Raw genomic sequence first — 25,162 nt, forward strand, 5'->3', positions numbered from 1 at the left:
GAGGCAAACGCACAGCACATACCGACAAATGATCGGATTACGCGTCTGTAGACACCAGTAGCCAATTCGGGTCGTCAGCCCCCATGGTTCGCGCAAAAGACCACGTGTCTTTCTGCTTTTTCACCTCGGTTAGGCTACCTTCTACGATATCTCCACCCTGATCGCGAACAGCAGATGTGAGTTCGGCTACGAATTTAATCGTCAGTTCTGCTTCGCTGGACTCCGGATCATAGGTCGCGTCGACAAGTTTCAGCTCGCGCACGCCGATAAATTCGGCCTCGATGGTCAGGCCCTGATCTTCGCGCGCGGCAACGCCGTCAACGAAAGACTCATAGACTTCTTCGGACAGGAACGGCTGGATATTGGCCAGCTCACCCTGCTCGTATCCCATCACGATCATCTCGTAGGCACCACGGGCACCTTGCAGAAAATCGGCGACGTTAAAGGAGGGTTCAATACGCTTCATCTCGGTCAGCGCGTGGGCGGCTGGGCTGTCTTCATCCACGTGATCCGTGATGTCGAGGTCGGGGCCGCCTTCGATCACCTCAAGATTTGGGCCGCCAAGACGGTCATTCGCCGTTTTTGGAACGGGGGGCTGTTCGAAACCTTCACGCGTCCCAAGCACGTTCTTCAAACGCAGAATCAGGAAAACGGCGATGCCGGCAAGGACAAGAAGCTGGATCAGCGGAGAGTTCATTCATACCTCGTTAAGCGGGCTCGGGTGGCATCGGCCACGTCCGTTCCTTATGTAGGTGCAAGGTGGCACCAAGTCCACCGCGAGGCCAGAATGGCCCATGGAAAGGAAGTCGCATATGTGGCTGTTTGTTGCTTTTCTTCTCGTCCCCCTGATCGAGATCGCGCTTTTCATTCAGATTGGCGGCGCGATTGGCCTGGGGTGGACCCTGCTGATCGTGGTCATCACCGCCGTGATCGGAACGATGCTTGTACGCGCGCAGGGCATTCAAGCCATGTCGCAGGTGAAATCCTCGTTTAACCAGATGCGCGACCCCAGCGAGGCCTTGGCGCACGGGGCGATGATCCTGTTTTCCGGGGCGCTGTTGCTGACGCCCGGCTTTTTCACGGATGCGGTTGGTTTTGCTCTGCTGGTGCCCGGTGTGCGGCTGGCGGTGTTCAAATGGGCGCGGTCGCGCATCAAGGTCACGACCTTTTCAAGCCACCCGCAGCCACCACAGCATCCGGACATCATTGATGCCGAGTATTCCGAGGTAAAGGCGGATCAGCGCAAAAGTGACGGACCATCCGAGTGGACCAAGCATTGAGGCTATCCGGCCAAGCTGTTACGAGAGGCAAATTCAATTTTCCGCCGGGAGTGATTTAATGGCCGAAGAAACAGAGACCCCACCAACCGCACCGCAGATGCGCGTGTTGGGTCAATTTGTCCGCGACATGTCGTTTGAAAACATCGTTGCACAAAAAGGCGCGTCGCCTGACGTTCAGCCCGATGTGCAGGTGCAGGTGAACCTGGATGCGAAAAAGCGCGCACAGGAAAACCAGTACGAAGCGTCGATCAAGCTGAACATCACCTCGAAAGACAAAGAGGGCGACACCGTTCTGTTCGTTCTCGAGATCGACTATGTCGGCCTGTTCTTCATCGACAAGGTGCCAGAAGACCAGATGCACCCATTCCTGCTGATCGAGTGCCCGCGGATGATTTTCCCGTTCCTGCGCCGCGTGGTCAGCGATGTGACGCGCGACGGTGGCTTCCCGCCGCTGAACCTCGAGAATATCGATTTCATCTCGCTCTATCGTAACGAGATTGCACGCCGCCAAAGCGACGCGGCACAGGCCGAAACACCGGTCAACTGATCACAAGACAAGGCCGCCCGGGACAATCGGTTCCGGGCCGCCTAGTTCGGCCACAGCGCCTTTTCCCCCAGTTTCGCAACAAAAGCAGCGTGCGCAGCGCGTTCGCTGTCGGATCCGCGTGGCGGCAACGCCTTGGGGCGGGGCGGGGGTGTCCAATCGCCATCACCTTGGGTGTCCGACGTGTTGCGCCCGGCAGTGGACAGACCAAAATCGGGCTGACGTCCGCCGATCAGCTCAAGATAGACCTCGGCCAGGATTTCACTGTCAAGCAAGGCGCCGTGCAGGGTGCGCGCGGAATTGTCGATCGCAAAGCGGCGGCATAAGGCGTCCAGCGACGCGGGCGATCCGGGGAAACGGCGGCGCGCAATGTCGAGCGTATCAATGGCGCGGTCATAGGGAATTGCGGGCAGTCCCATCCACTTCAGTTCCGCATTCAGGAACTTCATGTCAAAGGCGGCGTTGTGGATCACCAGCTTGGCATCACCGATGAAGTCCAGAAACTTCTGACCAAGCTCGGCAAATTTCGGTTTGCCGCGCAGAAAGTCATCACCAAGCCCGTGCACTTCGAACGCCTCTTGCGGCATGGATCGTTCCGGGTCGATGTATTCGTGGAACACATTTGCCGTCGGCACATGGCCAATCAGCTCAATCGCCCCAATCTCGACGATGCGATCCCCGCCTTCGGGGTCAAACCCCGTGGTTTCAGTGTCGAGAACGATTTCACGCATGTCCGGCCCTGTTCTTGATCTGCTCGATGATATGATGAACTTGCGCGCGGGCATGTTCAACTGTGTCAGTCTCGATAACGAAATCGGCGCGGGCGCATTTCTCGGCACTCGGCAGTTGTTTGGCACGGATGGCGAGGAACTGCGCATGGCTCATCGTGCCCCGCGCCATGACACGGGCCTCTTGCACATCGTCGGGGACATGAACGACTGCGACAGCGTCCATCGCCGCATCACCTCCCGTTTCGAACAGCAACGGAATGTCGAAGACGAGGATATCTGCGCTTGATGCCCCAATGAATTCGGCACGGTCCTGAGCGACCAGTGGATGCACGATCGCTTCGATACGGGCCAGTGCGGTTGGGTCATCAGAGATGATGCTGCGCAGCGCGTCCCGACTGACCGCGCCATCCCGGATTGCCGTCGGGAAAACAGCACCCATCGGGGCCACGGCCGCACCGCCCTTTGAATACAGGCGATGCACGGCAGCATCCGCATCCCACAGTGCGCACCCTTCCTCAACAAACATCTGGGCCGTTGTGGATTTGCCCATGCCGATGGACCCGGTCAGCCCCAGTTTGAATGTCATCGCAGGGCTGCGGCACGCGCGGCGCTGTCCACATCGGGGCGTTGACCGAACCAGCGCTCAAACGCGGGCACAGCCTGATGCAACAGCATGCCCAACCCATCGACGGTGACACATCCCGCTTCTTCGGCCACGGCCAGCAGATCGGTGCGAAGGGGGGTATAAACCAGGTCAGTGACCACCGTGCCCCGCCGCAATCCATCAAGGGGGACGCGCATCGCCTGCTTGCCAATCATGCCCAACGATGTGGTGTTGATCACCAAGGTGGATTCTTCGAGGATATTGCCGGCCTGCACCCAATCGACAACGGTCACGCGATTGCCGAAATCCTCGGACAACTTTTCGGCCCGCACACGGGTGCGGTTGGTCAACAGGATTTCGGGAACACCAGCATCCAGAAGGGACGCAACCACAGCGCGCGCCGCTCCCCCCGCACCCAGCACAGTTGCCGGACCAGCAGAAGGCACCCAGCCGGGCGCGCCCGCCTTGAGGTTTTCGAGGAACCCATAGCCGTCAGTGTTGTCCGCGTGGATGTTGCCATCCTTGCGAAAGATCAGCGTGTTGGCGGCACCAATCAAGGTCGCGCGATCCGTGACCAGATCTGCGATCTCGAGCGCAGCCTCCTTGTGCGGAATGGTGATGTTGACGCCGACAAACCCCGCCTTTGGCAATGTCCGCAACACAGTCTCCAAATCCTGGGCCGCGACATCCATCGGAACATAGTCACCCGCCAAGCCATAGGTCTTGAGCCAGTGGCGGTGCAGCTGCGGCGACTTGGAATGTGAAATGGGGGAGCCAATGACCCCAGCCAATGGTATTTTACCCGTCATCGTCTTTACCGTTGGTTATCCGTCGATCACACCACGAAGCGTGAGAAAGGCCAGCAGTTCCAGAAGTGGCATCCCAAGGACATGGAAATAGTCCCCGTCAATGCTGTGGAACAGCCGCACCCCCTCGGCCTCAAGTTGATATGCCCCTACTGAATGGCGAATGTCATCCCAATTTCTTTCGATATATCCGTCTAGATACTCATCCGACACATCCCGCATCCGCAATCGGACCTGACCGATGTGACGCCAGACCGGCTTGCCCTCGTGATAGACGACAGCGGCTGACAGCAACATATGCCGCTCACCGCGCATCGCACGCAGTTGGTTTCGCGCCTCTTCCGTATCCTTGGGCTTGGACAGCAGCGCATTGTCAAAGGCCAGAACCTGATCGCACCCTATGACAAAGGCATCCGGGTTCTTGTCGGCAATCTTGCGCGCCTTCATCTCGGCCAGGGCATCGGCGACATCGCGGGGCGGCGCGCCTTCGGCCAACAGCGCATCCTTGATCGCATCCTCGTCCACCCGCGGCCTTTCAATCGAAAAGGTCAGGCCCGCATTGCGCAGCAGATCCGCCCGGATGCTGGAGCCTGAGGCCAGAATGATGGGGGTATGCATGTGGGTAACCCTGTGAGCGATTGGCAGATGACTGGATGGAGGATTGTCTGGGCAATCCTGTCCTGGCGTGCAAGTGAGGAAACACCCTCACCTCACCCCTGTTTTGCAGTTTTCGTCCCATGAGGGGAAGGATAACGCCGGGTTTGTGAGTAACTGTCTGTATACAAGGTTATCCACACGAAACTCAGGGACAACAGGCCAGAAAATCACACATAACATTTTGATTTTAATCAAGTATCTGAAATCAGCCTTGTCTCTATGAACAACTGGCAGGCATCCGTGCACAAGCAGGATAACCCTGCCGTTAACCCGATAATCCACAGAAAATCACGCCCCTACAAAATCATCATCCTTTTCTCTTTATATATTTTATTTATTAGGGAAGGCCGAAGGTAACCGGAGTGTTCCATGATCGACCTGCTTGCTGGACTGTATCCCTGGATCAAGGCATTTCACATCATGTCAGTGATCGCGTGGATGGCCGCGCTGTTCTATCTGCCACGGCTCTATGTCTATCACACCGAACAGGTTGGCCTGGAGGGGGACACGCACGCGCTGTTCCAGACCATGGAATACAAGCTGCTCAAGGTGATCATGAACCCGGCCATGATCGCAACCTGGATCTTTGGTATCTGCCTTGCCCTGATCCCCGGGGTGATCGACTGGGGCGCCGTGTGGCCCTGGACCAAGCTGGTGGGCATTCTGGCCATGTCCGGCTTTCACGGATGGCTGGGCAAGCAGCGCAAAGCCTTTGCGGCTGGTGGGCCGGTCAAGACGGGCCGTCAGTACCGGATGATGAACGAAGTGCCGACGTTGCTCATGGTTCTGATCGTGCTGTCGGTGGTGGTGAAGTTCTGAAACCGTTGACTCCGCGCCGGACAGCGCCTATCTGCGGTGTCGCACCCCGTCCGGGGACCTGCACCTAGCTATGACATCTGACTGTGACTGAGGCGCCGATTTGCGTGCGCCCTGAGAGTATTCCCATGACCACTGAAATCCTAGCGCTTGCCGACCTCAAGGCGCAAAGCCCCAAAGACCTCTTGGCGATGGCCGAAGAGCTGGAAATCGAAAACGCCTCGACCATGCGGAAGGGCGAGATGATGTTCCAGATTCTGCGCGAACGCGCGGATGAGGGATGGGAGGTCTACGGCGACGGTGTGCTGGAGGTTGTTCAGGACGGTTTCGGTTTCCTGCGCTCGCCCGAGGCGAACTATCTTCCGGGCCCCGATGACATCTATGTCTCGCCCGAGATGATCCGTAAATATTCGTTGCGGACGGGGGATACGATCCACGGGATGATCAAGGCCCCTGACGATGCGGAACGCTACTTTGCACTGACAAGCGCCACGGCCATCAACTTTGAAGAGCCGGACAAGGCACGCCACAAGATCGCGTTTGAGAACCTGACGCCGCTATACCCGGATGAGCGGCTGACGATGGAGACCAACGATCCCGCGACGAAGGACCGGTCGGCCCGGATCATCGACCTTGTCGCGCCCATCGGGAAAGGCCAGCGGTCGCTGATCGTGGCCCCGCCGCGGACGGGTAAGACGGTTCTGCTGCAAAACATCGCCTCGAGCATCGAGAAGAACCATCCAGAATGTTATCTGATCGTTCTGCTGATCGACGAGCGGCCCGAGGAAGTCACCGACATGCAACGGTCGGTCAAAGGCGAAGTTGTCAGCTCGACCTTTGATGAGCCTGCAACGCGCCACGTCGCTGTATCCGAGATGGTGATCGAAAAGGCCAAGCGTTTGGTCGAACACAAGCGAGATGTTGTTATCTTGCTGGACTCGGTCACAAGACTTGGTAGAGCCTTCAACACTGTGGTGCCGTCGTCCGGCAAGGTTCTGACCGGTGGTGTGGACGCAAACGCATTGCAACGCCCCAAGCGGTTCTTTGGTGCGGCGCGGAACATCGAAGAGGGCGGATCGCTGACGATCATCGCGACAGCCCTGATTGATACCGGCAGCCGGATGGACGAGGTGATCTTTGAAGAATTCAAAGGCACGGGTAACTCGGAAATCGTGCTGGATCGCAAGATTGCGGACAAACGCGTGTTCCCCGCCATGGACATCCTCAAATCCGGCACACGGAAAGAGGACCTGTTGGTCGACAAGGTCGATCTGACCAAGACATTCGTGTTGCGCCGTATCCTGAACCCGATGGGCACGACCGATGCGATCGAGTTCCTGATTTCCAAGCTGAAACAGACCAAGACAAACGCGGAATTCTTCGACTCCATGAACACCTGACGCGCTGGCGGAGGGCGCAGCGATGGATACGATTTTTGCCCTTGCAACCGCGCAGGGGCGGGCGGGCGTTGCCGTTGTTCGAATATCCGGGCCGCAGGCTTTTGCCTGCGCCGAGGCGCTGGCGGGCGCGCTGCCTCCTCCGCGCAAGGCCGCTCTCCGGGGTCTGAAGGACAAAGCCGGAGAGGTCTTGGACCAAGCGCTGGTGTTGACCTTTGCCGGACCGGCGAGTTTCACCGGCGAAGATGTCGTTGAATTTCATCTCCACGGAAGTGTCGCGGTGATTGCGGCGGTTCTGCGGGCTTTGGCAGATACGCCTGCGCGCATTGCGGAGCCGGGCGAGTTTACACGCCGTGCCCTGGAAAACGACAAGATGGATCTGGCGCAGGTCGAAGGGCTTGGCGATCTGATCGAAGCGGAGACGGAGGCGCAGCGGCAACAGGCCTTGCGGACGGTATCCGGTGCCTTGGGTGAGAAGATCGAAGCCTGGCGCAGTGATCTGATCCGGGCAGCGTCGTTGATCGAGGTGACAATTGATTTTGCGGACGAGGATGTTCCGGTTGATGTGACGCCAGAGGTTCAGGCGTTGTTGACCAGCGTGCGCGACGACATTGAACGAGAACTAGATGGGTTCGCGGCAGCAGAGCGCATTCGTACAGGCTTTGAGGTGGCGATCGTTGGGCCACCAAATGCAGGCAAATCCACATTGCTGAACGCATTGGCCAGGCGGGAGGCGGCGATCACATCGCAATTCGCTGGCACGACTCGGGACGTGATCGAGGTTCGCATGGACCTCGCAGGCGTTCCTGTCACGCTTCTGGACACCGCAGGATTGCGCGATGGCCAGGATGAGGTTGAGGCTGAGGGGATTGCACGGGCGATACAGCGTGCGCGATCTGCAGACCTCCGTGTTTTTCTGTTGGAAGATGGGGATGATTTGCCCATTGAACCTGCAGAGGACGATTTGGTCTATGCGCCCAAGGCCGATCAACGCTCGGACAGTGTCTTGGCGATATCTGGAAAAACAGGGCAGGGCGTTCAAGAATTGATCGCCGAGGTTTCTGCTAAACTGAGTGCGCGCGCGTCAGGCGCTGGTTTGCTGACCCACGAACGCCATCGTAGCGCGATGGGGGCGTCGTTGAGCACTTTGGCGCAGGCGGCCCGTTTCGTTGGCGCAGGGTCAGAGCAATATGATATCGCGGCAGAAGAAATCCGGATCGCGATTCGATCCTTGGAAGCGGTTGTGGGCCGCGTTGACGTAGAAAACCTGCTGGATGAGATATTCTCCAGCTTTTGCCTTGGTAAATGATGGAGTGTTTCACGTGAAACAATTCGATGTCATCGTGATTGGCGGAGGTCATGCAGGCTGTGAGGCGGCACATGCGGCGGCACGCATGGGGGCTAAGACCGGACTGGTCACGATGAAACGCTCAGGTATCGGTGTTATGTCGTGCAATCCGGCTATCGGAGGCCTTGGGAAAGGGCACCTTGTCCGCGAAATTGATGCGATGGACGGTGTCATGGGCCGCGTCGCTGACGCTGCTGGCATTCAATTCCGCCTGCTCAATCGCAGGAAGGGCCCTGCTGTTCAGGGTCCGCGCGCGCAATCTGACCGCAAGGTGTACCAACGCGAGATGCTGGCGCTGACTGAAAATGCGCCGAACCTGACGGTTATCGAGGGCGAGGTTGTTGATTTCCAAATGTCCGGCGACGCGATCACCGGCGTCGTTCTGTCCGATGGTGCCGAGATTGATGCGCGCGCAGTCATCTTGACGACGGGTACGTTCCTGCGCGGCGTTATCCATATTGGCGACACATCCTATTCAGGGGGCCGTATGGGCGATCAAGCTTCGACGAGGCTTGCCGATCGGATCGACAGCTTTGGACTCCCGCTGGGACGACTGAAAACCGGTACGCCCCCACGTCTTGACGGTCGAACGATTGCCTGGGACAAGCTCGAACAGCAGGATGCGGATGAGACCCCGACGCTGTTCTCTTTCATGTCCAAACGCGCGCCGCTGCGCCAGGTTGCCTGCGGGATAACGCACACGAACGCCAAAACGCATGACGTGATCCGCCGTAATCTCGAGCGGTCTGCGATGTATGGTGGCCACATTGAAGGGGTTGGACCCCGGTATTGTCCGTCAATCGAGGACAAGATCGTGCGCTTTGCCGACAAGGACTCGCATCAGATATTCCTGGAACCAGAGGGTTTGGAGGATCATACGGTCTATCCCAACGGCATCTCGACCTCTTTGCCGACCGATGTTCAGGTGGAATACGTCCAGTCCATTTTCGGGCTGGAGAATGCCGAGATTCTGCAACCGGGTTACGCGATCGAATATGACTATGTTGATCCCCGCGCGCTGAATGCGGACCTTTCTTTGCGCAGTGTGAACGGTCTGTACCTCGCCGGGCAAATCAACGGTACGACAGGATATGAAGAGGCGGCGGCGCAAGGCCTCGTGGCGGGTTTGAACGCAGCCAGAGCGGTGCGCGGCGAAGATCCCGTGCAATTTCGGCGTGATCAAAGCTATATCGGCGTTATGATTGATGACCTGACGACGCGTGGTGTGACCGAGCCTTACCGGATGTTCACGTCGCGCGCGGAATTCCGATTGTCCTTGCGCGCCGACAACGCAGATCAGCGTCTTACGCCGCTGGGCATCGACATCGGCTGTGTTGCGGAGGAAAGGAAGGCCGTGTTCGGCCTAAAGCAGGAACAGCTGGCCGCTGGGCGTGCTGTCATGGACGCGGTGTCGTTTACGCCGAAACAGATTGCGCAGGTTGGTATTCGGATCAATCAAGACGGAACGAAGCGGACGCCTTTCCAGCTACTGGCCTTTCCTGACGTTGTATTTCCTGATGTTGCCAAACTGTCGCCAGAGCTTGAAAGCATCCCATCGGAGATTCAGGAGCAGATCGCACGCGACGCCCTTTATGCGAACTACATCGAACGTCAGCAAAAAGACGTCGAGAAGCTGCGCAAGGATGAACGGCATGTGATCCCCAGCACTTTTGATTACGAACAAGTGTCAGGGCTTTCGACCGAGTTGAAGACCAAGCTGGAACGGGTGCGTCCTGCGGATTTGGGCCAGGCTGCGCGGATCGACGGCATGACTCCTGCTGCTCTTGCGCTTATCCTTGGCCGTATTCGTTACCTGGAAAAGAAGTCCGCGTGATACATCCACCTGATTGGTATGACCGGAGTGTTTCACGTGAAACATTGGACAAACTTGCGCATTACGCAGAGCTGCTGCGCAAGTGGACGGTCAGGATCAACCTGATCGCAAAATCCACACTCGATGACGTCGAACACCGCCATATCTGGGATTCCGCCCAGATTTACACCGGTTTTGAAGGTGTGAGCGCCGATTTGGGAAGTGGCGGAGGCTTGCCCGGGGTTGTGATCGCCGTATTGGCACAGGGGGAAGGACGACAGCTTGACCTGACCCTCATCGAAAGCGATCAGCGCAAAGCCACTTTTCTGCGCACCTGCGCGCGGGAGCTTGATCTACCAATTTCTGTTGTGGCGAAACGTGTTGAGGAGGTCGCCTCAATCGGGGCAGCCATGATCACAGCCCGCGCGCTTGCTGATTTGAACCTTTTGTTGGGGTTCGCGCACCCTCATTTGGCGCCACATGGACAATGTGTATTCATGAAAGGCGCCAAATGGAGGGAGGAAATTGCCCGCGCACAGGAAAACTGGCGGTTTTCATATGAAGCGACCCCCAGTAAGACTGATGCACAAGCAGCGATCCTGACCATAAAGGATATCGAACGTGTCTGACCCCACACGACCACGGGCCCCCAAGATTATCTCTGTCGCCAACCAAAAGGGCGGCGTTGGCAAAACCACAACAACGATTAACCTTGCCGCGGCGCTTGTCGAGTTGGGGAACCGTGTTCTGGTCGTGGATCTGGATCCGCAAGGCAACGCGTCGACTGGTCTGGGCATCGAAATGGATGATCGGGAGTACACGACGTACGACCTGTTGCTGGAAGAGGTGGACCTGAAGAATGTCGTGCTGGCGACGAACATCGATGATTTGTTGATTGTACCGGCGACGGTTGACCTGAGCTCGGCCGATATCGAATTGATCTCGAACGAAAAACGCAGCTTTTTGCTGCACGACGCGCTGCGACAGCCGCAAATGGACAGCTATGCGCTGGATTTCATCCTGATTGATTGCCCGCCGTCGCTGAACTTGCTGACCGTCAATGCGATGATCGCGTCGCATTCTGTCCTGGTGCCGCTGCAAAGTGAGTTTTTCGCCCTCGAAGGGTTGTCACAACTGATGCTGACCATTCGTGAGGTGCGCCAAACCGGCAATCCCGATCTGCGGATCGAGGGCGTTGTGATGACAATGCATGATGCGCGCAATAACCTGTCGCAACAGGTCGAACAGGATGCGCGCGATAATCTGGGGGAAATCGTGTTCAAAACGCGTATTCCCAGGAACGTGAGGGTGAGCGAGGCGCCGTCCTTTGCGATGCCGGTTTTGTCATATGACAGCACGTCCAAAGGCGCGATTGCCTATCGCGACCTGGCAAAAGAGTTGGTTCATAACAACGCGACAATGGGGGCTTAGAACATGGCGAGTGGTGACAAGAAACGTGGGCTAGGCCGTGGGCTGTCTGCATTGATGGCCGACGTAACCGAAACGGAAAAGTCCGAAGCGCCGCGCAGTGCGGATCAGCAGATCCCGATTGAAAAGATACGTCCAAATCCAGATCAGCCGCGCAAACGGTTCGATGCCGCGCCGCTTGATGATCTGGTCGCGTCGATCAAGGAAAAGGGTGTTTTGCAGCCCTTGATCGTTCGCCCGGCAGGAGACGGATACGAAATTGTCGCGGGTGAGCGGCGATGGAGGGCGGCTCAGCAAGCGCAATTGCACAGCCTTCCCGTGATCATCCGGGATTTCACCGACACCGAAGTTCTGGAAGTCGCGATTATCGAGAACATTCAGCGTGCTGACCTCAATTCGATTGAAGAGGCGGCCGGCTACAAGCAACTGATGGATCGGTTTGGCCATACGCAGGAAAAGCTGGCCGAAGCCCTGGGCAAAAGCCGCAGCCACATTGCGAACCTGTTGCGGTTGCTGCAATTGCCGGACGTGGTGCAGGCCTTTGTCGTCGACGGATCGCTGAGCGCGGGCCATGCCCGTGCGTTGATCACTGCGGACGACCCTGAAAGTTTAGCGAAAAAGGTCATCGCTGGTGGGCTGTCAGTGCGCGCAACCGAGGCATTGGCGAAAAAGTCGATGGAGGCGAGCGACGACAACATCTTTTCCGGTGGTCAGAAGGCGAAAGCACCAACCAAGGATGCAGATACACGCGCACTGGAAAACGACTTGTCCGCCGCAACTGGTGTGAAGGTTACGCTGACTCACAAGCCAGACGGAGAGGCGGGCCAGTTGACACTGCACTACGACTCTCTTGAGCAGTTGGATGATCTGTGCCGCAAGCTGAGTACGGGCTAATCCGCCAATAGTGTGCGCAAGACACCGTTCAGCAGGGTAAAGCCTTGATCTGTAAGGGTCATTTGGCTGCCCGCTACTGTGATCATCTCAAGGTCGACCAATTCATCGATCCGTGCAACGCTCACTGGTCTGCCAGCTAGATCGGAATATCTTTTTAAATCAATGCCTTGCGATACTCTTAGGCCCATCATCAGGAACTCAACCGCTTGATCCTGGCCAGACAATGCCTCGCGCGTTTCCCGGTTGTCTTTGGTTAACCACGCTGCTGGCATACGCGCCTGTTCGGTCGCGTAGCGGGTTCCGTCTAGCGTCACGCGGCCATGCGCACCGGGGCCAATGCCGATGTAATCCCCATACCTCCAATAGATCAGGTTGTGACGGGATTCCGCGCCATCCTTGGCATGATTGGACACCTCGTAGCGGGGCATGCTGAACGCCGAACATATGTCCTGGGTTATCGCGTACATATCGGCAGACAGGTCATCATCCGGCAAACCGCGCAACGCGCCAACCGCATAACGATCCCCAAATGCTGTCCCGGCCTCGATGGTCAACTGATACAGAGACACGTGATCAAGGCCGAGGGACAAGGCCTGCTGCAACTCGGTCTCCCACTGTGATAGAGACTGATTTTGCCGTCCATACATCAGATCGAAACTGACTCGTTCGAACGTGTTTCGCGCGATATCAAAGGCGGCCAAACCTTCCGCCGCCGTATGCATCCGGCCAAGCGCCTTGAGATCGGTGTCGTTCAGCGCCTGAATGCCCATGGACACGCGGTTGACGCCAGCGGTGCGGAAATCGGCAAACCGCGCAGCCTCGACCGAGGTTGGATTGGCCTCAAGTGTCACTTCGAGATCGTTGGCGGTGGGCCAAGTGCGCTCGACTGTTCGCATGATGGCGTCCACGGTCGATGGGGCCATCAGGCTGGGTGTGCCGCCGCCAAAGAACACGGATTGCAACACACGCCCTTGCGTCTGCTGCCCGGCCTTGGCGATTTCCGATACCAGCGCGTCGCGCCATTGGTCGTGATCAACCGTGCGCGTGACATGACTGTTGAAATCGCAATAGGGGCATTTGGCGGCGCAAAACGGCCAGTGGATGTACAGACCGAAGCCGCCGTTTTGCCAATCTTCAGCCAAAGCAGCCCGCGATCAGTTTGGCAAAGCTGTCGGCGCGGTGGCTAATGGTGTTTTTCTCATCCGCAGGCATTTCGGCGAAGGTGCGGTCGTAGCTGACGGGCTGGAACATCGGATCATATCCGTGACCTAGCGCGCCGCGCACAGGCCAGACCAATGTCCCCTCGACAGTGCCTGCAAACACCTCTTCGTGCCCATCGGGCCAGGCGAGGACCAGGGTCGAACAGAAACGTGCCGTCCACGGCTGCGGTGCATTGCGCGCCACCAATTCGGAATGGGTGCGGGTCATGGCCATCATGAAATCCCGGCCATCCGGCGTTTCCGCCCAATCGGCAGTGTAGACACCGGGCGCTCCGTCTAACCCATCAACTTCAATCCCGGAATCGTCGGCGAGGGCAGGAAGGCCAGTGGCCTCGACCGCCGCGCGCGCCTTGATCCGTGCATTGCCGACAAAGGTGGTTTCCGTTTCTTCCGGTTCGGGCAATTCCATTTCGGCTGCACCGACAACCTCGACCCCGAAGGGCGCGAACAGCTGTTCCATTTCTTCCAGCTTGCCCGCGTTGTGGGTCGCCACAAGAATGCGTTTGCCGTCGAACCGTCGTGTCATGCAGAGGCCGCCAATTGCGCGGCCGCCAGTTCACCGACGCCTTTTTCAGCCAGATCCATCAATTGGTTCATTTGGTCGCGCGAGAAAACGGATCCTTCCGCGCTCATCTGGATTTCGATCAACTGACCGTCGCCGAGCATGATGAAATTGCCATCCACGCCGGCCTCGCTGTCCTCGGGATAGTCGAGGTCAAGCACCGGCTGGCCCGCATAAATCCCGCAGCTGACTGCCGCGACAGGAGAGATCAGCGGATCGCTGGTCACGTCACCCGCCTTCATCAACTTGTTCACGGCCAGGCGCAGCGCAACCCAACCCCCGGTGATCGAAGCACAGCGCGTTCCGCCATCGGCTTGCAGCACATCGCAATCGACGGTGATTTGCCGTTCGCCCAAGGCGACGCGATCCACACCGGCGCGCAATGCACGACCGATCAGGCGCTGGATTTCGACCGTGCGCCCACCTTGTTTGCCGGACGCAGCCTCGCGCCGCATGCGGGTGTTGGTGGCGCGGGGCAGCATGCCGTATTCCGCCGTCACCCAGCCCAGACCGGACCCCTTGATAAAGGGCGGCACGCGTTCTTCGATCGTGGCGGTGCACAGCACATGCGTGTCGCCCATCTTGATAAGGGCAGACCCCTCAGCATGTTTGGTGAAGCCCGTTTCGATTGAAACAGGGCGCATTTCACTTAACTCTCGACCAGAGGGGCGCATGTCATGTCCTTTTCGTTGCCCTGTCGGGATACCGCCCCGCCGGGTCCAAGGGCAACCCCGATTGACCTTTGATTTTCGAGGGCTTTAATACCAGACGATGACCAACACACAGAAACTCCTCGATGAAATGAACGAACGCTCGCGCGAGGTGTTTCGCCGGGTGGTCGAGGGGTATCTGGACTCGGGCGATCCCGTTGGCTCGCGCACCCTGACCCGTGATTTCAGCGAAAAGGTCAGTGCCGCGACGATCCGCAACGTGATGCAGGATCTCGAGTATATGGGCTTGCTGGGCAGCCCCCATGTCAGCGCCGGGCGTGTGCCAACCCAAATGGGGTTACGCATGTTTGTCGACGGTTTGCTGGAAATGGGCGTGCCGGACGAATCCGACCGGGAAAAAATTGATGCGACGCTTGGGTCGAACGAACGGGATGTGTCCGGTCTGCTCGACCGGGTCGGCTCTGCCCTTTCGGGTGTGACGCATGGTGCATCCCTGGTTTTGACGCCCAAGCGCGAGGCGCCGGTCAAGCATCTGGATTTTGTGCCGCTGGGCCCCGATCAGGCGCTGGTCGTTCTGGTGTTTGCAGATGGGCATGTGGAAAACCGGCTGTTTCAGCCGCCGCCGGGGCAAACGCCATCGTCCATGCGCGAGGCCGCCAATTTTCTGAACGCGATTATCGAAGGACGCACGCTGAGCGATATTCGCAAAACGGTGCAGCACGAGATTGCCATGCGGCGGCAAGAGATCGACACGCTGTCGCACGCGCTGGTGGAAAGCGGACTGGCCTCGTGGGAGGGGGACGGCGATACGCCCGAACGTCTGATCGTGCGGGGGCGGGCAAATCTGCTGGACGAATCGGCAGAGGCCGAAGACCTCGACCGCATCCGGTCGCTGTTTGATGACCTCGAGCGCAAGCGCGACATCGCTGAATTTCTGGACCTCACTCAGGACGGTGACGGTGTGCGCATTTTTATTGGTTCGGAGAACAAACTTTTCTCACTTTCGGGTTCCTCTTTGGTGGTTTCCCCATATATGAACGCGGATCGAAAGATTATCGGAGCGGTAGGGGTTATTGGACCCACGCGACTGAACTATGGCCGCATCGTTCCGATTGTAGATTACACAGCCCAGCTGGTCGGGCGCATGCTGACGGACCGCAGTGAAAGGTGAACCATGGCTGAGCCCAAGAACGATGATTTCCTGGATGATATCGATATTGCCGCGGACGAGGAATATGCCGAGGACATGGCAGAGATCGGTGAGGAAGAGCTGGAACTTGACCAGCTGCGCGCCGAACGTGACGAACTGAAAGACCGGTTCATGCGCGCGCTGGCTGACGCCGAAAACGCGCGCAAACGGTCGGACAAGGATCGCCGCGAGGCCGAGAATTATGGTGGGTCAAAGCTGGCCCGCGACATGCTGCCCGTTTATGACAACCTCAAGCGCGCGCTTGAAGCGGCGACAGATGAACAGCGTGAAGTGTCGGGCGCCCTGCTGGAAGGTGTTGAGTTGACGATGCGCGAGTTGCTGAACGTGTTCAAGAAACACGGCATCGAAGTAATCGCACCCGAAGTGGGCGATACCTTTGATCCGCAGCATCACCAGGCGATGTTCGAGGCCCCTGTGCCCGGCACTAAGGCGGGTGAAATCATTCAGGTTGCCGCCGAAGGGTTCATGCTGCACGACCGGTTGCTGCGTCCCGCGCAGGTCGGTGTGTCGTCTATGCCCGCAAGCTGAGATTTTGCATATTTGAAGAACAATGAAGACGCGGTCAGGACCTGGCCGCGTCTTTCAGTTTGTAGATCAGGTCGAGTGCATCTTTGGGTGATAACTCGTCAGGATGTAGGTCGCGCAGCATCTCTAACGCGGGGGATTCTGCCTGTTTTGGTGGGGGCGGTGCGGCTTGTGCTGAAAACAGTGGAAGATCGTCGATCAACGTCTTCTGTGTTGCGCCGCCTTCGCGCTCACCGGATTCCAATGCATCGAGAACGATGCGCGCCCTTGCGATGACGGCTGGGGGCAGGCCTGCCAATTGCGCCACCTGCACACCATAGGACCTGTCCGCTGCGCCGCGCCGTACCTCGTGCAGGAACACGACTTCGCCCTCCCACTCCTTGACGGCGACAGTGGCGTTTTCCACGCCGTCGAGCTTGCCCGCCAATGCCGTCATCTCGTGATAATGCGTGGCAAAGAGGGCGCGCGACTTGTTCACATCATGCAGGTGTTCAAGTGTGGCCCATGCAATCGAAAGCCCGTCATATGTCGCTGTTCCGCGCCCGATTTCATCGAGGATGACCAGCGCCCGGTCGTCGGCCTGATTGAGGATCGCGGCGGTTTCCACCATCTCGACCATAAAGGTCGACCGCCCCCGCGCCAGATCGTCCGAGGCGCCGACACGGCTGAAAATTTGGCTGACCAACCCGATATGCGCAGAGGTTGCGGGCACGTAGCTGCCCATTTGCGCCAGGATCGCGATTAGGGCGTTCTGGCGCAGGAATGTCGACTTACCGGCCATGTTTGGACCCGTCAGCAACCAGACGGCGGCACCATCCTGGGCGGTCAGATCACAGTCATTGGCGATGAAGGGTGCACCGCTTTGCTGCCGCAGCGCATGTTCAACAACCGGATGCCGCCCGCCGCTGATGTCGAATGCGCGCGAACTGTCGAGGGTCGGTTTGCACCAGTTCTCTGATACCGCGAGATCGGCCAATGCCAAAGCCAGATCAATCTCGGCCAATGCGCGCGCGGTTTGTGCAATCTGCGCCGCGTTGTCCAGAATGCGTAATTTCAGGCTTTCATAGAGACGCTTTTCAATCTCGAGCGCCCGTGCGCCCGCGTTCAGAATGCGCGTTTCAAGATCGGACAGATCGACAGTAGTGAACCTGACCTGATTTGCGGTTGTCTGGCGGTGGATGAACGTTTCGCTGAGCGGGGCGGACAGCATTTTATCGGCATGGGTCGAAGAGACCTCGATGAAGTATCCCAGCACGTTGTTATGCTTGATCTTCAGCGATTGAACGCCCGAGGCTTGTACATATTGCTGTTGCAACTGCGCGATGACAGAGCGCCCTTCGTCCCGCAATTGCCGCGCTTCGTCCAGATCGGCATCACAGCCGGGCGCGATGAAGCCACCATCGCGGGCCAACAGCGGCGGTTCGGCCACAAGATCGTTGTCTAGCCGATCAATTAGATTGACGTGACCATCAAGATCGTCAAACGCCGTGGACAGCAAGGATGGCAGATCATCGGGCGCTGTATCGAACAATTGTACCGCGCAGGTCAGCCCATTGCGCAGGGCCGCCATGTCGCGTGGGCCGCCCCGGTCTAGGGACAGACGAGACAGGGCGCGATCCATATCGGGCACGCTGCGCAGTTCGGTTCGCAATATTTGCGCAAAATCTGTGTGATCGACACCATACTGAACGGCATCCAGCCGGTCTGAAATCGTCTCTAACACACGGGAAGGGGAGCTGATCCTGCGTTCAAGCAACCGCGCACCGGCTGAGGTGACCGTGTGATCAACCACATCAAGCAGTGATCCCGCGCGCCCGCCCGACAAGGCCGAGGTCAGTTCCAGGTTTCTGCGCGTTGCCGCATCAATCTGCACCGTTTTCGATTGAGTATCCTGTTGGGGCGGACGCAGCAGGGGCAGATTGCCCTTTTGCGTGATCTCAAGATATTCGACGAGGGCACCCATCGCCCCAATCTCTGCCCGGCTGAACGTGCCAAAAGCGTCCAATGTGGCGACCTTGAACAGCGTGCTCACGCGATCAAGGCCGGCGGCACTGTCAAACGCCGCGCCGCCGAGCGTGGTCAGCGCGATGCCAAAATCGTCTGCAATCTCGCGCAACTCGGCCTCTTTGCTGTCGGACACAATCAGTTCGGACGGGGCGAGGCGCGCCAATTCAGGCCCTAACAAGGCCAAATCAAGCGCCATGACATGAAACGCGCCCGTGGAAATATCAACCCAGGCCAAAGCCCCTTGGCCGCGCACATCCGCGAACGCGGCGAGAAAATTGTGCCGCCGTGCCTCAAGCAGACTGTCCTCGGTCAGTGTCCCGGGCGTGACCAGTCGCACCACATCCCGCTTGACCACGGATTTCGAGCCGCGCTTTTTCGCCTCTGCCGGGTTTTCGAGTTGTTCGCAGACAGCCACGCGGAACCCTTTGCGGATCAGGGTCAGCAGATACCCTTCGGCTGAGTGGACAGGTACGCCGCACATCGGAATGTCGTCCCCGTCATGTTTGCCGCGTTTGGTCAGCGCGATGTCCAATGCCTCTGCCGCGGCAACGGCATCGTCAAAGAACATCTCGTAAAAGTCGCCCATCCGGTAGAACAGCAATGCGCCCGCATGGCGCGCCTTGATCTCGAGATATTGCGCCATCATTGGCGTGACTGACATTGCGGCCCCCGGCATTTGCCGCGCGACCTTACAAACAGGCGCGGGCAAGCGAAAGCCAAAGTCGATTGAGGCAGACGCCGCGCTGGGCTAAGAGGCCCAAGCGTCACGGGAGGACTACCGCATATGAGCAAGAGCAAGGTCACAGCCGAGGAAGCGCTGGCGTTCCACATGGAACCCACGCCCGGCAAGTTCGAAATCGCGGCCACCGTGCCCATGACGACGCAGCGCGACCTGAGTCTTGCTTATTCGCCGGGTGTCGCCGTGCCCTGCGAGGCGATCGCGGAAAACCCCGAATTGGCCTATGACTACACGAACAAGGGCAACCTTGTGGCCGTGATCTCGAACGGGACGGCTGTTTTGGGGCTGGGCAATCTGGGCGCGCTCGGTTCAAAACCCGTGATGGAGGGCAAGGCCGTTCTGTTCAAACGCTTTGCCGATGTGAACTCCATCGACATAGAACTCGACACCGAAGACCCCGATGCGTTCTGCAATGCGGTCAAGCTGATGGGCCCGACATTTGGCGGTATCAACCTTGAGGATATCAAGGCGCCCGAATGTTTTATCATCGAACAGCGTCTGAAAGAGGACATGGACATTCCCGTCTTTCATGATGACCAGCACGGGACGGCGGTGATTTGTGCCGCCGGGCTGATCAACGCGCTGCACATCTCGGGCAAAAAGATCGAGGATGTGAAGATTGTCCTGAACGGGGCAGGGGCCGCTGGCATCGCCTGTATCGAGCTGCTGAAATCCATGGGTGCGCGCCATGACAATTGCATCGTCTGTGACACCAAGGGCGTCATCTACCAAGGGCGGACCGAGGGGATGAACCAGTGGAAATCGGCGCATGCGGTCAAGACGGACCTACGCACACTTGAGGATGCGATGAAGGGGGCCGACGTGTTCCTGGGCGTGTCGGTCAAAGGGGCGGTGACGCCTGCGATGGTCGAAAGCATGGGGGATAACCCGGTGATCTTTGCCATGGCCAACCCCGACCCCGAGATCACGCCCGAAGAGGCGCATGAGGTGCGGATGGATGCCATCGTTGCCACCGGGCGCAGCGACTATCCCAACCAGGTGAACAACGTTCTGGGGTTTCCCTACCTGTTCCGCGGGGCGCTCGACATCAATGCGCGCGCTATCAATGACGAGATGAAGATTGCCTGCGCCCATGCCCTTGCTGCGCTGGCCCGCGAGGACGTACCGGACGAGGTGGCGCTCGCCTATGGCAAATCGCTCAGCTTTGGCCGCGACTACATTATTCCAACGCCATTCGATCCCCGTCTGATCCACCGTATTCCGCCAGCTGTCGCCAAGGCGGGGATGGACACAGGTGCTGCACGCCGCCCCATCATCGATATGGAGGCATATGAGCTGAGCCTGAAATCGCGGATGGATCCCACGGCAAGCATCCTGACAGGCATCAACACCCGTGCCCGCGCGGCGCAGGCCCGCATGATCTTTGCCGAAGGGGACGACCCGCGTGTGTTGCGGGCTGCCGTGACGTATCAGCGGTCCGGTTTTGGCAAGGCGCTGGTGGTCGGGCGCAACGACGATGTCAAAGCCAAGCTGGAAGAGGCGGGCCTGGGCGATGCCGTGCGCGAGTTGGAGGTGGTGAATGCGGCCAACACGACACATCTGGATGCCTACAAATCCCATCTCTACGACCGACTGAAACGGCGCGGTTATGATCGTCAGGACATTCACCGCCTTGCCGCGCGGGATCGCCACGTCTTTGCCTCGTTGATGCTGGCGCATGGGCATGGCGATGGCTTGGTCACTGGTGCGACCCGTAAATCGGCGCATGTGCTTGAGCGGATCAACCACGTGTTCGACGCGGATAACTCGAGCAAGGCGGCGGGCATAACGGCGCTGATCCACAAAGGTCGGATCGTGTTCATCGCCGATACGCTGGTCCATGAATGGCCGGATGAGGAAGACCTGGCAGACATCGCCGAACAGGCCGTGATCGTCGCGCGCAACATGGGGCTTGAACCGCGCGTGGCCTTTGTCAGCTTCTCCACCTTTGGCTATCCGGTGTCGGAACGGGCGGAAAAGATGCATCAGGCCCCTCTGGTGTTGGACCAGCGCGGCGTGGATTTCGAATACGAGGGCGAGATGACAGTCGACGTTGCGCTGAACGCGCAAGCGCAGGCGGCCTATCCATTCTCTCGCCTGACCGGGCCTGCCAATATTCTGGTTGTGCCGGCGCGCCATTCGGCCAGCATCTCGGTCAAGCTGATGCAGGAAATGGGCGGGGCCACGGTGATTGGGCCGATTCTGGCGGGCGTGGACGGGTCGATCCAGATCTGTTCGGCCGTTTCCACAGCCAATGACATCCTGAACATGGCCGTGCTCGCGGCGTGCAAGGTGGGCTGATGGCAGTCTGGAACCTCGGCTCGATCAACATCGACAACGTGTACCGGGTGCCGCATCTGCCTGCGCCCGGTGAAACGCTGAGCGCGGTTGAACACAGCCAGGGTTTGGGCGGCAAGGGCGCGAACATGTCCGTCGCCATTGCGCGGGCGGCTGCGCGGGTGACGCATATTGGCGCAGTGGGGGGTGAGGGCGGTTGGACCGTGGATCGCCTGATGGAATACGGCGTCGATACGCGCCACATCACGCGGATGGTTGGGCAGGCGACAGGGCACGCCAACATTGCCGTCGCAGAGGACGGCGAGAACCAGATCATTCTCTATCCCGGCACAAATCGTATGATCTCTGACGACCTGATCGGCGCGGCGCTTAGTGCGGCGGCTGCGGGTGACACGCTAGTGATGCAGAACGAAACGAACGGGCAGCGATACGCGGCTGAAATGGCCAGGTCGCTAGGTCTGGAGGTGGTCTATGCCGCCGCGCCCTTTGATGCGCAGGCGGTGTCGGACGTGTTGCCCTTTACCGATTTACTTGTTTTGAACGCGGTCGAGGCCGAACAGTTGCAGGCAGCTTTGGGTCAGGACCTGACGGCGCTGGGCGTGGACAATATCGTGGTTACGCTGGGCGGTGATGGATGCCGTTGGATCGACGTTTCTACCGGGTTAGAGACACATGTGCCTGCGATCCCGGTGACGCCCGTTGATACCACGGGCGCGGGGGACACGTTTACCGGTTACCTCGTCGCGGGCCTGGATCGTGGCATGCCGATGGAACAGGCGCTGCGCCTTGCGACCCAGGCGGGTGCCATCATGGTCACGCGGTTGGGCACGGCGGACGTTATCCCCGACCTCAAAGACATCGAAGACGCGCGTTTGGGTTAGCTGCCTGCGAACGGCGCGGCCGAGCCCCACAATTCCTTGACCCGTGCATCGCGTCCGCAGGCCTGGCGATAGGCCTTGTATGCACTCGCCTTCGATTTGGGACCAAAGCGGGTCAGGATGATCTTGGACTGTTTGTAGTAGTCCTGGTGGTAGCTGTCGGCGGGATAGAATGTGCTGGCCTGCAAGACCGGCGTGACGACTGTCTGTCCAAGGTCGGCTTGCGCGCTTGCCTTGGCGGCGTTTGCGGCATCGACCTGGGATGGCGTCGCAAAGACGGCTGTGCTGTACGTAGCGCCCCGATCACAGAACTGGCCCCCTGCATCCGTCGGGTCGATCGAGCGGAAGAACAGGGACAGCAGCGTGTCGACCTGAACCTGGGCCGGGTCATAGGTGATCTGCACCGCTTCCAAATGGCCGGTGCCACCTTTGACGACCTGTTTGTAGGTCGGATTTTCCACTGTACCGCCGGCAAAGCCGGACACGGCCTCTTTTACACCCTGCACTTTTTCAAAATCCGCTTCGACGCACCAGAAACAGCCGCCCGCCACGGTCAGCGTTTCAAGCTGTTGTGCGTGGCTGGTCTTGGCTTGTGCGAACAGGCCCAGGGCGATCGTCAGGCCGAGAGAAAGAGTTTTGGCGGTGCGCAGCGGTGTCATGGCGTATCTCCTTTGGCTGACAACCTTGCGCAAACGCGCCATCCACTCAACTCACAGGATGGCGAGGTCGCGCAGGCGTGATGTGGCGTTTACCATCGCTGCGCGTGGCGATAGCGTTTCGCGCATGACACGACGTATCGCGATGTGGTCCGGGCCGCGCAATCTATCGACGGCGATGATGTACAGCTTTGCCGCCCGGGGTGATTGCCGCGTGGTGGACGAGCCGTTTTATGCCGCTTATCTGGCGGAAACCGGTTTGGATCATCCAATGCGCGATGCGATTTTGGCCAGCCAGCCGAATGATCCGGGCAACGTCGCTGAAACGCTGATTTCGCCTGTGATAGAGCCGGTTTTCTATCAGAAACACATGACCCATCATATGTTGGCAGACTGGCCCACCGCGTGGATGGACCAGGTGCGCCATGTCTTTCTGATCCGCCATCCTGCACGTGTTGTCGCCAGTTATGCGAAAAAGCGTGAAGCGCCGACACTGGATGATCTCGGGTTCGTTCAGCAGGCGCGCATCTTTGCGGGTGTGAATGATCCGGTTGTCATCGATTCAAGTGACATCCGCGCAGACCCGGCAGGAATGTTACAAAAGCTGTGTGACCGGATTGATGTGCCATGGACGCCAAACATGCTGCGTTGGCCAAGTGGCGGACATGCAGCGGACGGCGTTTGGGCCGCGCATTGGTACGGCGCTGTTCGCGTCTCGACCGGATTCGACAAGGCGGAGCCCAATATGCCCCTGTTAGAGCCTGAATATGCGCGGTTGGCGGATGCGGCGATGCCCCATTACGAGGCGCTCGCCGCATGCAAGATCACTTGAGCCGACGATCGCGCGCGGCCAGCAGCTTCAGGCGCAGTGCGTTCAACTGGATGAATCCCGCGGCGTCTTTTTGATCGTAGGCACCCGCGTCGTCCTCGAACGTCACATGCGCTTCGGAATACAGGCTGTGATCCGACCAACGCCCAACTGTCCGCGCAAGGCCCTTGTACAGTTTCAGACGTACGGTGCCCGTCACATGTTCCTGGCTCTTGTCGATCAGCGCTTGTAGCATCTCGCGTTCGGGCGAGAACCAGAAGCCGTTGTAGATCAGTTCGGCATAGCGCGGCATCATCTCGTCCTTGAGATGGGCGGCGCCGCGATCCAGCGTGATCTGCTCGATCCCGCGATGTGCTTCCAGCAGGATGGTGCCGCCGGGTGTTTCGTAGATGCCGCGTGACTTCATCCCGACAAAGCGGCCCTCGACAAGGTCCAGACGGCCAATGCCGTGTTTGCCACCCAGTTCGTTCAGCTTGGTCAGAACCGCGGCCGGAGACATCATTTCCCCGTTGATAGAGACCGCATCGCCCTTCTCGAACCCAACTTCGATGAACTCGGGCTCATCCGGGGCCGCCTCGGGCGAGACGGTGCGCTGGTAGACGTAGTCGGGCGCATCCACAGCCGGGTCTTCCAGTACTTTACCTTCGGAGGACGTGTGCAGCAGGTTGGCGTCGACCGAAAATGGCGCCTCGCCCCGCTTGTCCTTGGCGATCGGAATCTGGTTCTTTTCGGCAAAGTCGATCAGCTTGGTCCGGCTGGACAGCTCCCATTCGCGCCATGGCGCAATGACCTTGATATCCGGGTTCAAGGCATAGGCGGCCAGTTCGAACCGCACCTGATCGTTGCCTTTGCCCGTCGCGCCGTGGGCGACAGCATCCGCACCTTCGGCGGCTGCAATTTCGACGAGGCGTTTGGAAATCAGCGGCCGCGCGATGGACGTGCCCAGTAGGTACAGCCCCTCGTAAAGCGCGTTGGCGCGGAACATTGGGAAGACGAAATCGCGCACGAACTCTTCGCGCACATCCTCGATATAGATCGCTGATGCGCCCATCATCTCGGCCTTGGCGCGGGCGGGCTCCAGCTCTTCTCCCTGGCCCAGATCGGCGGTGAATGTGACCACCTCACAGCCATATTCGGTCTGCAGCCATTTCAGGATGATCGAGGTGTCGAGGCCGCCGGAATAGGCCAGCACGACTTTCTTTGGTGCGCTCATCGTCTTGTGTTCCTCATCAGGTTTGGCTGGCGATAG

General features: G+C 58.8%; 25 protein-coding genes. 14 read left to right on the top strand and 11 right to left on the bottom strand.

Annotated features, from left to right (window positions below; genetic code table 11):
• Positions 1 to 37: 37 nt before the first annotated feature.
• The gene (locus tag ACMHLQ_RS12425; protein WP_415405116.1) at positions 38 to 697 is read right to left on the bottom strand and encodes a Tim44/TimA family putative adaptor protein; all 660 of its coding nucleotides are present in this window, start codon (positions 695 to 697) and stop codon (positions 38 to 40) included.
• Positions 698 to 812: 115 nt separating this feature from the next.
• Between ACMHLQ_RS12425 and ACMHLQ_RS12430 the strand changes: the two genes are divergently transcribed.
• A complete protein-coding gene (locus ACMHLQ_RS12430) occupies positions 813 to 1,280 on the top strand; it encodes an FxsA family protein (RefSeq protein ID WP_415405117.1) in 468 nt (155 codons plus the stop codon).
• Between the two features lie 58 nt (positions 1,281 to 1,338).
• Complete coding sequence (gene secB / locus ACMHLQ_RS12435) at positions 1,339 to 1,827, top strand: protein-export chaperone SecB (protein WP_415405118.1); 489 nt, start codon at positions 1,339 to 1,341, stop codon at positions 1,825 to 1,827.
• 41 nt (positions 1,828 to 1,868) lie between these two features.
• Here secB and dnaQ read toward each other — a convergent pair whose 3' ends face one another.
• The 4 genes from dnaQ to ACMHLQ_RS12455 are packed head-to-tail and all read right to left on the bottom strand — an operon-like array spanning position 1,869 to position 4,583.
• On the bottom strand, positions 1,869 to 2,555 hold the full coding sequence (gene dnaQ / locus ACMHLQ_RS12440; RefSeq protein ID WP_415405119.1) for a DNA polymerase III subunit epsilon: 687 nt from the start codon (positions 2,553 to 2,555) through the stop codon (positions 1,869 to 1,871).
• A complete protein-coding gene (coaE, locus tag ACMHLQ_RS12445) occupies positions 2,548 to 3,141 on the bottom strand; it encodes a dephospho-CoA kinase (protein WP_415405120.1) in 594 nt (197 codons plus the stop codon). Before coaE ends, dnaQ begins: the two co-directional genes overlap by 8 nt.
• Positions 3,138 to 3,968: a shikimate dehydrogenase gene (locus tag ACMHLQ_RS12450; RefSeq protein ID WP_415405121.1), complete on the bottom strand. Its 831-nt coding sequence runs from the start codon at positions 3,966 to 3,968 to the stop codon at positions 3,138 to 3,140. The genes coaE and ACMHLQ_RS12450 overlap by 4 nt, the downstream gene beginning before the upstream one ends.
• A gap of 15 nt (positions 3,969 to 3,983) precedes the next feature.
• Positions 3,984 to 4,583 (bottom strand): Maf family protein, encoded by a 600-nt coding sequence (locus tag ACMHLQ_RS12455; RefSeq protein WP_415405122.1) that lies wholly within the window; start codon positions 4,581 to 4,583, stop codon positions 3,984 to 3,986.
• A gap of 408 nt (positions 4,584 to 4,991) precedes the next feature.
• Between ACMHLQ_RS12455 and hemJ the strand changes: the two genes are divergently transcribed.
• From hemJ to ACMHLQ_RS12490, 7 genes are all read left to right on the top strand, one after another.
• Positions 4,992 to 5,441, top strand: coding sequence for a protoporphyrinogen oxidase HemJ (gene hemJ / locus ACMHLQ_RS12460; RefSeq protein ID WP_415405123.1), 450 nt, complete (start codon positions 4,992 to 4,994; stop codon positions 5,439 to 5,441).
• 125 nt (positions 5,442 to 5,566) lie between these two features.
• The gene (rho, locus tag ACMHLQ_RS12465) at positions 5,567 to 6,838 is read left to right on the top strand and encodes a transcription termination factor Rho (protein ID WP_415405124.1); all 1,272 of its coding nucleotides are present in this window, start codon (positions 5,567 to 5,569) and stop codon (positions 6,836 to 6,838) included.
• Positions 6,839 to 6,860: 22 nt separating this feature from the next.
• Complete coding sequence (mnmE, locus tag ACMHLQ_RS12470) at positions 6,861 to 8,144, top strand: tRNA uridine-5-carboxymethylaminomethyl(34) synthesis GTPase MnmE (protein WP_415405125.1); 1,284 nt, start codon at positions 6,861 to 6,863, stop codon at positions 8,142 to 8,144.
• Positions 8,110 to 10,017: a tRNA uridine-5-carboxymethylaminomethyl(34) synthesis enzyme MnmG gene (mnmG, locus tag ACMHLQ_RS12475; protein WP_415405126.1), complete on the top strand. Its 1,908-nt coding sequence runs from the start codon at positions 8,110 to 8,112 to the stop codon at positions 10,015 to 10,017. The genes mnmE and mnmG overlap by 35 nt, the downstream gene beginning before the upstream one ends.
• A gap of 44 nt (positions 10,018 to 10,061) precedes the next feature.
• Complete coding sequence (gene rsmG, locus ACMHLQ_RS12480; protein WP_415405127.1) at positions 10,062 to 10,625, top strand: 16S rRNA (guanine(527)-N(7))-methyltransferase RsmG; 564 nt, start codon at positions 10,062 to 10,064, stop codon at positions 10,623 to 10,625.
• On the top strand, positions 10,618 to 11,427 hold the full coding sequence (locus ACMHLQ_RS12485) for a ParA family protein (RefSeq protein ID WP_415405128.1): 810 nt from the start codon (positions 10,618 to 10,620) through the stop codon (positions 11,425 to 11,427). Before rsmG ends, ACMHLQ_RS12485 begins: the two co-directional genes overlap by 8 nt.
• Positions 11,428 to 11,430: 3 nt before the next feature.
• Positions 11,431 to 12,318: a ParB/RepB/Spo0J family partition protein gene (locus ACMHLQ_RS12490; RefSeq protein WP_415405129.1), complete on the top strand. Its 888-nt coding sequence runs from the start codon at positions 11,431 to 11,433 to the stop codon at positions 12,316 to 12,318.
• Here ACMHLQ_RS12490 and hemW read toward each other — a convergent pair.
• The 3 genes from hemW to rph are packed head-to-tail and all read right to left on the bottom strand — an operon-like array spanning position 12,315 to position 14,774.
• The gene (gene hemW, locus ACMHLQ_RS12495; RefSeq protein WP_415405130.1) at positions 12,315 to 13,460 is read right to left on the bottom strand and encodes a radical SAM family heme chaperone HemW; all 1,146 of its coding nucleotides are present in this window, start codon (positions 13,458 to 13,460) and stop codon (positions 12,315 to 12,317) included. The genes ACMHLQ_RS12490 and hemW overlap by 4 nt on opposite strands.
• Positions 13,453 to 14,064 carry an RdgB/HAM1 family non-canonical purine NTP pyrophosphatase gene (gene rdgB, locus ACMHLQ_RS12500; protein WP_415405131.1) on the bottom strand — a complete coding sequence of 204 codons (612 nt, stop codon included), beginning with the start codon at positions 14,062 to 14,064 and terminating at the stop codon, positions 13,453 to 13,455. The genes hemW and rdgB overlap by 8 nt, the downstream gene beginning before the upstream one ends.
• Positions 14,061 to 14,774: a ribonuclease PH gene (gene rph / locus ACMHLQ_RS12505; protein ID WP_415405132.1), complete on the bottom strand. Its 714-nt coding sequence runs from the start codon at positions 14,772 to 14,774 to the stop codon at positions 14,061 to 14,063. The genes rdgB and rph overlap by 4 nt, the downstream gene beginning before the upstream one ends.
• Before the next feature lie 97 nt (positions 14,775 to 14,871).
• Here rph and hrcA point away from each other — a divergent pair, with 97 nt between their 5' ends.
• Both hrcA and ACMHLQ_RS12515 read left to right on the top strand, forming a co-directional pair.
• Positions 14,872 to 15,942: a heat-inducible transcriptional repressor HrcA gene (hrcA, locus tag ACMHLQ_RS12510; RefSeq protein WP_415405133.1), complete on the top strand. Its 1,071-nt coding sequence runs from the start codon at positions 14,872 to 14,874 to the stop codon at positions 15,940 to 15,942.
• Positions 15,943 to 15,945: 3 nt separating this feature from the next.
• Positions 15,946 to 16,509, top strand: coding sequence for a nucleotide exchange factor GrpE (locus tag ACMHLQ_RS12515; protein ID WP_415405134.1), 564 nt, complete (start codon positions 15,946 to 15,948; stop codon positions 16,507 to 16,509).
• Positions 16,510 to 16,543: 34 nt separating this feature from the next.
• On the opposite strand, the gene mutS is transcribed toward ACMHLQ_RS12515, so the two are convergent.
• Positions 16,544 to 19,174: a DNA mismatch repair protein MutS gene (gene mutS, locus ACMHLQ_RS12520; RefSeq protein WP_415405135.1), complete on the bottom strand. Its 2,631-nt coding sequence runs from the start codon at positions 19,172 to 19,174 to the stop codon at positions 16,544 to 16,546.
• Positions 19,175 to 19,297: 123 nt separating this feature from the next.
• Between mutS and ACMHLQ_RS12525 the strand changes: the two genes are divergently transcribed.
• Together ACMHLQ_RS12525 and ACMHLQ_RS12530 are read left to right on the top strand one after the other, a co-directional pair.
• On the top strand, positions 19,298 to 21,553 hold the full coding sequence (locus ACMHLQ_RS12525) for an NADP-dependent malic enzyme (RefSeq protein WP_415405136.1): 2,256 nt from the start codon (positions 19,298 to 19,300) through the stop codon (positions 21,551 to 21,553).
• Positions 21,553 to 22,431, top strand: a complete 879-nt coding sequence (locus tag ACMHLQ_RS12530; RefSeq protein WP_415405137.1) for a ribokinase — start codon at positions 21,553 to 21,555, stop codon at positions 22,429 to 22,431. Before ACMHLQ_RS12525 ends, ACMHLQ_RS12530 begins: the two co-directional genes overlap by 1 nt.
• Here the strand turns inward: ACMHLQ_RS12530 and msrA are convergent.
• Positions 22,428 to 23,087, bottom strand: coding sequence for a peptide-methionine (S)-S-oxide reductase MsrA (gene msrA, locus ACMHLQ_RS12535; protein WP_415405138.1), 660 nt, complete (start codon positions 23,085 to 23,087; stop codon positions 22,428 to 22,430). The two genes, ACMHLQ_RS12530 and msrA, sit on opposite strands and share 4 nt — an antisense overlap.
• A 124-nt stretch (positions 23,088 to 23,211) precedes the next feature.
• On the opposite strand from msrA, the gene ACMHLQ_RS12540 reads away from it, so the two are divergent.
• Positions 23,212 to 23,916, top strand: a complete 705-nt coding sequence (locus ACMHLQ_RS12540; RefSeq protein WP_415405139.1) for an HAD family hydrolase — start codon at positions 23,212 to 23,214, stop codon at positions 23,914 to 23,916.
• Here ACMHLQ_RS12540 and ACMHLQ_RS12545 read toward each other — a convergent pair.
• Positions 23,909 to 25,126, bottom strand: coding sequence for an argininosuccinate synthase (locus tag ACMHLQ_RS12545; RefSeq protein WP_415405140.1), 1,218 nt, complete (start codon positions 25,124 to 25,126; stop codon positions 23,909 to 23,911). The two genes, ACMHLQ_RS12540 and ACMHLQ_RS12545, sit on opposite strands and share 8 nt — an antisense overlap.
• Positions 25,127 to 25,162 lie beyond the last annotated feature (36 nt).

The sequence above is a fragment of the Tateyamaria algicola genome, assembly GCF_047715485.1.
GTDB lineage: Bacteria > Pseudomonadota > Alphaproteobacteria > Rhodobacterales > Rhodobacteraceae > Tateyamaria.

Excerpts from the sequence above, each read along its gene's own strand:
- mnmE (WP_415405125.1), top strand. The coding sequence starts at position 6,861 with ATGGATACGATTTTTGCCCTTGCAACCGCGCAGGGGCGGGCGGGCGTT.
- rdgB (WP_415405131.1), bottom strand. The coding sequence starts at position 14,064 with ATGACACGACGGTTCGACGGCAAACGCATTCTTGTGGCGACCCACAAC.
- mutS (WP_415405135.1), bottom strand. The coding sequence starts at position 19,174 with ATGTCAGTCACGCCAATGATGGCGCAATATCTCGAGATCAAGGCGCGC.
- ACMHLQ_RS12525 (WP_415405136.1), top strand. The coding sequence starts at position 19,298 with ATGAGCAAGAGCAAGGTCACAGCCGAGGAAGCGCTGGCGTTCCACATG.
- ACMHLQ_RS12515 (WP_415405134.1), top strand. The coding sequence starts at position 15,946 with ATGGCTGAGCCCAAGAACGATGATTTCCTGGATGATATCGATATTGCC.
- dnaQ (WP_415405119.1), bottom strand. The coding sequence starts at position 2,555 with ATGCGTGAAATCGTTCTCGACACTGAAACCACGGGGTTTGACCCCGAA.
- hemJ (WP_415405123.1), top strand. The coding sequence starts at position 4,992 with ATGATCGACCTGCTTGCTGGACTGTATCCCTGGATCAAGGCATTTCAC.
- ACMHLQ_RS12430 (WP_415405117.1), top strand. The coding sequence starts at position 813 with ATGTGGCTGTTTGTTGCTTTTCTTCTCGTCCCCCTGATCGAGATCGCG.
- ACMHLQ_RS12455 (WP_415405122.1), bottom strand. The coding sequence starts at position 4,583 with ATGCATACCCCCATCATTCTGGCCTCAGGCTCCAGCATCCGGGCGGAT.
- secB (WP_415405118.1), top strand. The coding sequence starts at position 1,339 with ATGGCCGAAGAAACAGAGACCCCACCAACCGCACCGCAGATGCGCGTG.
- hrcA (WP_415405133.1), top strand. The coding sequence starts at position 14,872 with ATGACCAACACACAGAAACTCCTCGATGAAATGAACGAACGCTCGCGC.
- ACMHLQ_RS12425 (WP_415405116.1), bottom strand. The coding sequence starts at position 697 with ATGAACTCTCCGCTGATCCAGCTTCTTGTCCTTGCCGGCATCGCCGTT.
- ACMHLQ_RS12490 (WP_415405129.1), top strand. The coding sequence starts at position 11,431 with ATGGCGAGTGGTGACAAGAAACGTGGGCTAGGCCGTGGGCTGTCTGCA.
- rph (WP_415405132.1), bottom strand. The coding sequence starts at position 14,774 with ATGCGCCCCTCTGGTCGAGAGTTAAGTGAAATGCGCCCTGTTTCAATC.
- mnmG (WP_415405126.1), top strand. The coding sequence starts at position 8,110 with ATGAGATATTCTCCAGCTTTTGCCTTGGTAAATGATGGAGTGTTTCAC.
- coaE (WP_415405120.1), bottom strand. The coding sequence starts at position 3,141 with ATGACATTCAAACTGGGGCTGACCGGGTCCATCGGCATGGGCAAATCC.
- ACMHLQ_RS12545 (WP_415405140.1), bottom strand. The coding sequence starts at position 25,126 with ATGAGCGCACCAAAGAAAGTCGTGCTGGCCTATTCCGGCGGCCTCGAC.
- ACMHLQ_RS12530 (WP_415405137.1), top strand. The coding sequence starts at position 21,553 with ATGGCAGTCTGGAACCTCGGCTCGATCAACATCGACAACGTGTACCGG.
- msrA (WP_415405138.1), bottom strand. The coding sequence starts at position 23,087 with ATGACACCGCTGCGCACCGCCAAAACTCTTTCTCTCGGCCTGACGATC.
- ACMHLQ_RS12450 (WP_415405121.1), bottom strand. The coding sequence starts at position 3,968 with ATGACGGGTAAAATACCATTGGCTGGGGTCATTGGCTCCCCCATTTCA.
- rho (WP_415405124.1), top strand. The coding sequence starts at position 5,567 with ATGACCACTGAAATCCTAGCGCTTGCCGACCTCAAGGCGCAAAGCCCC.
- ACMHLQ_RS12540 (WP_415405139.1), top strand. The coding sequence starts at position 23,212 with ATGACACGACGTATCGCGATGTGGTCCGGGCCGCGCAATCTATCGACG.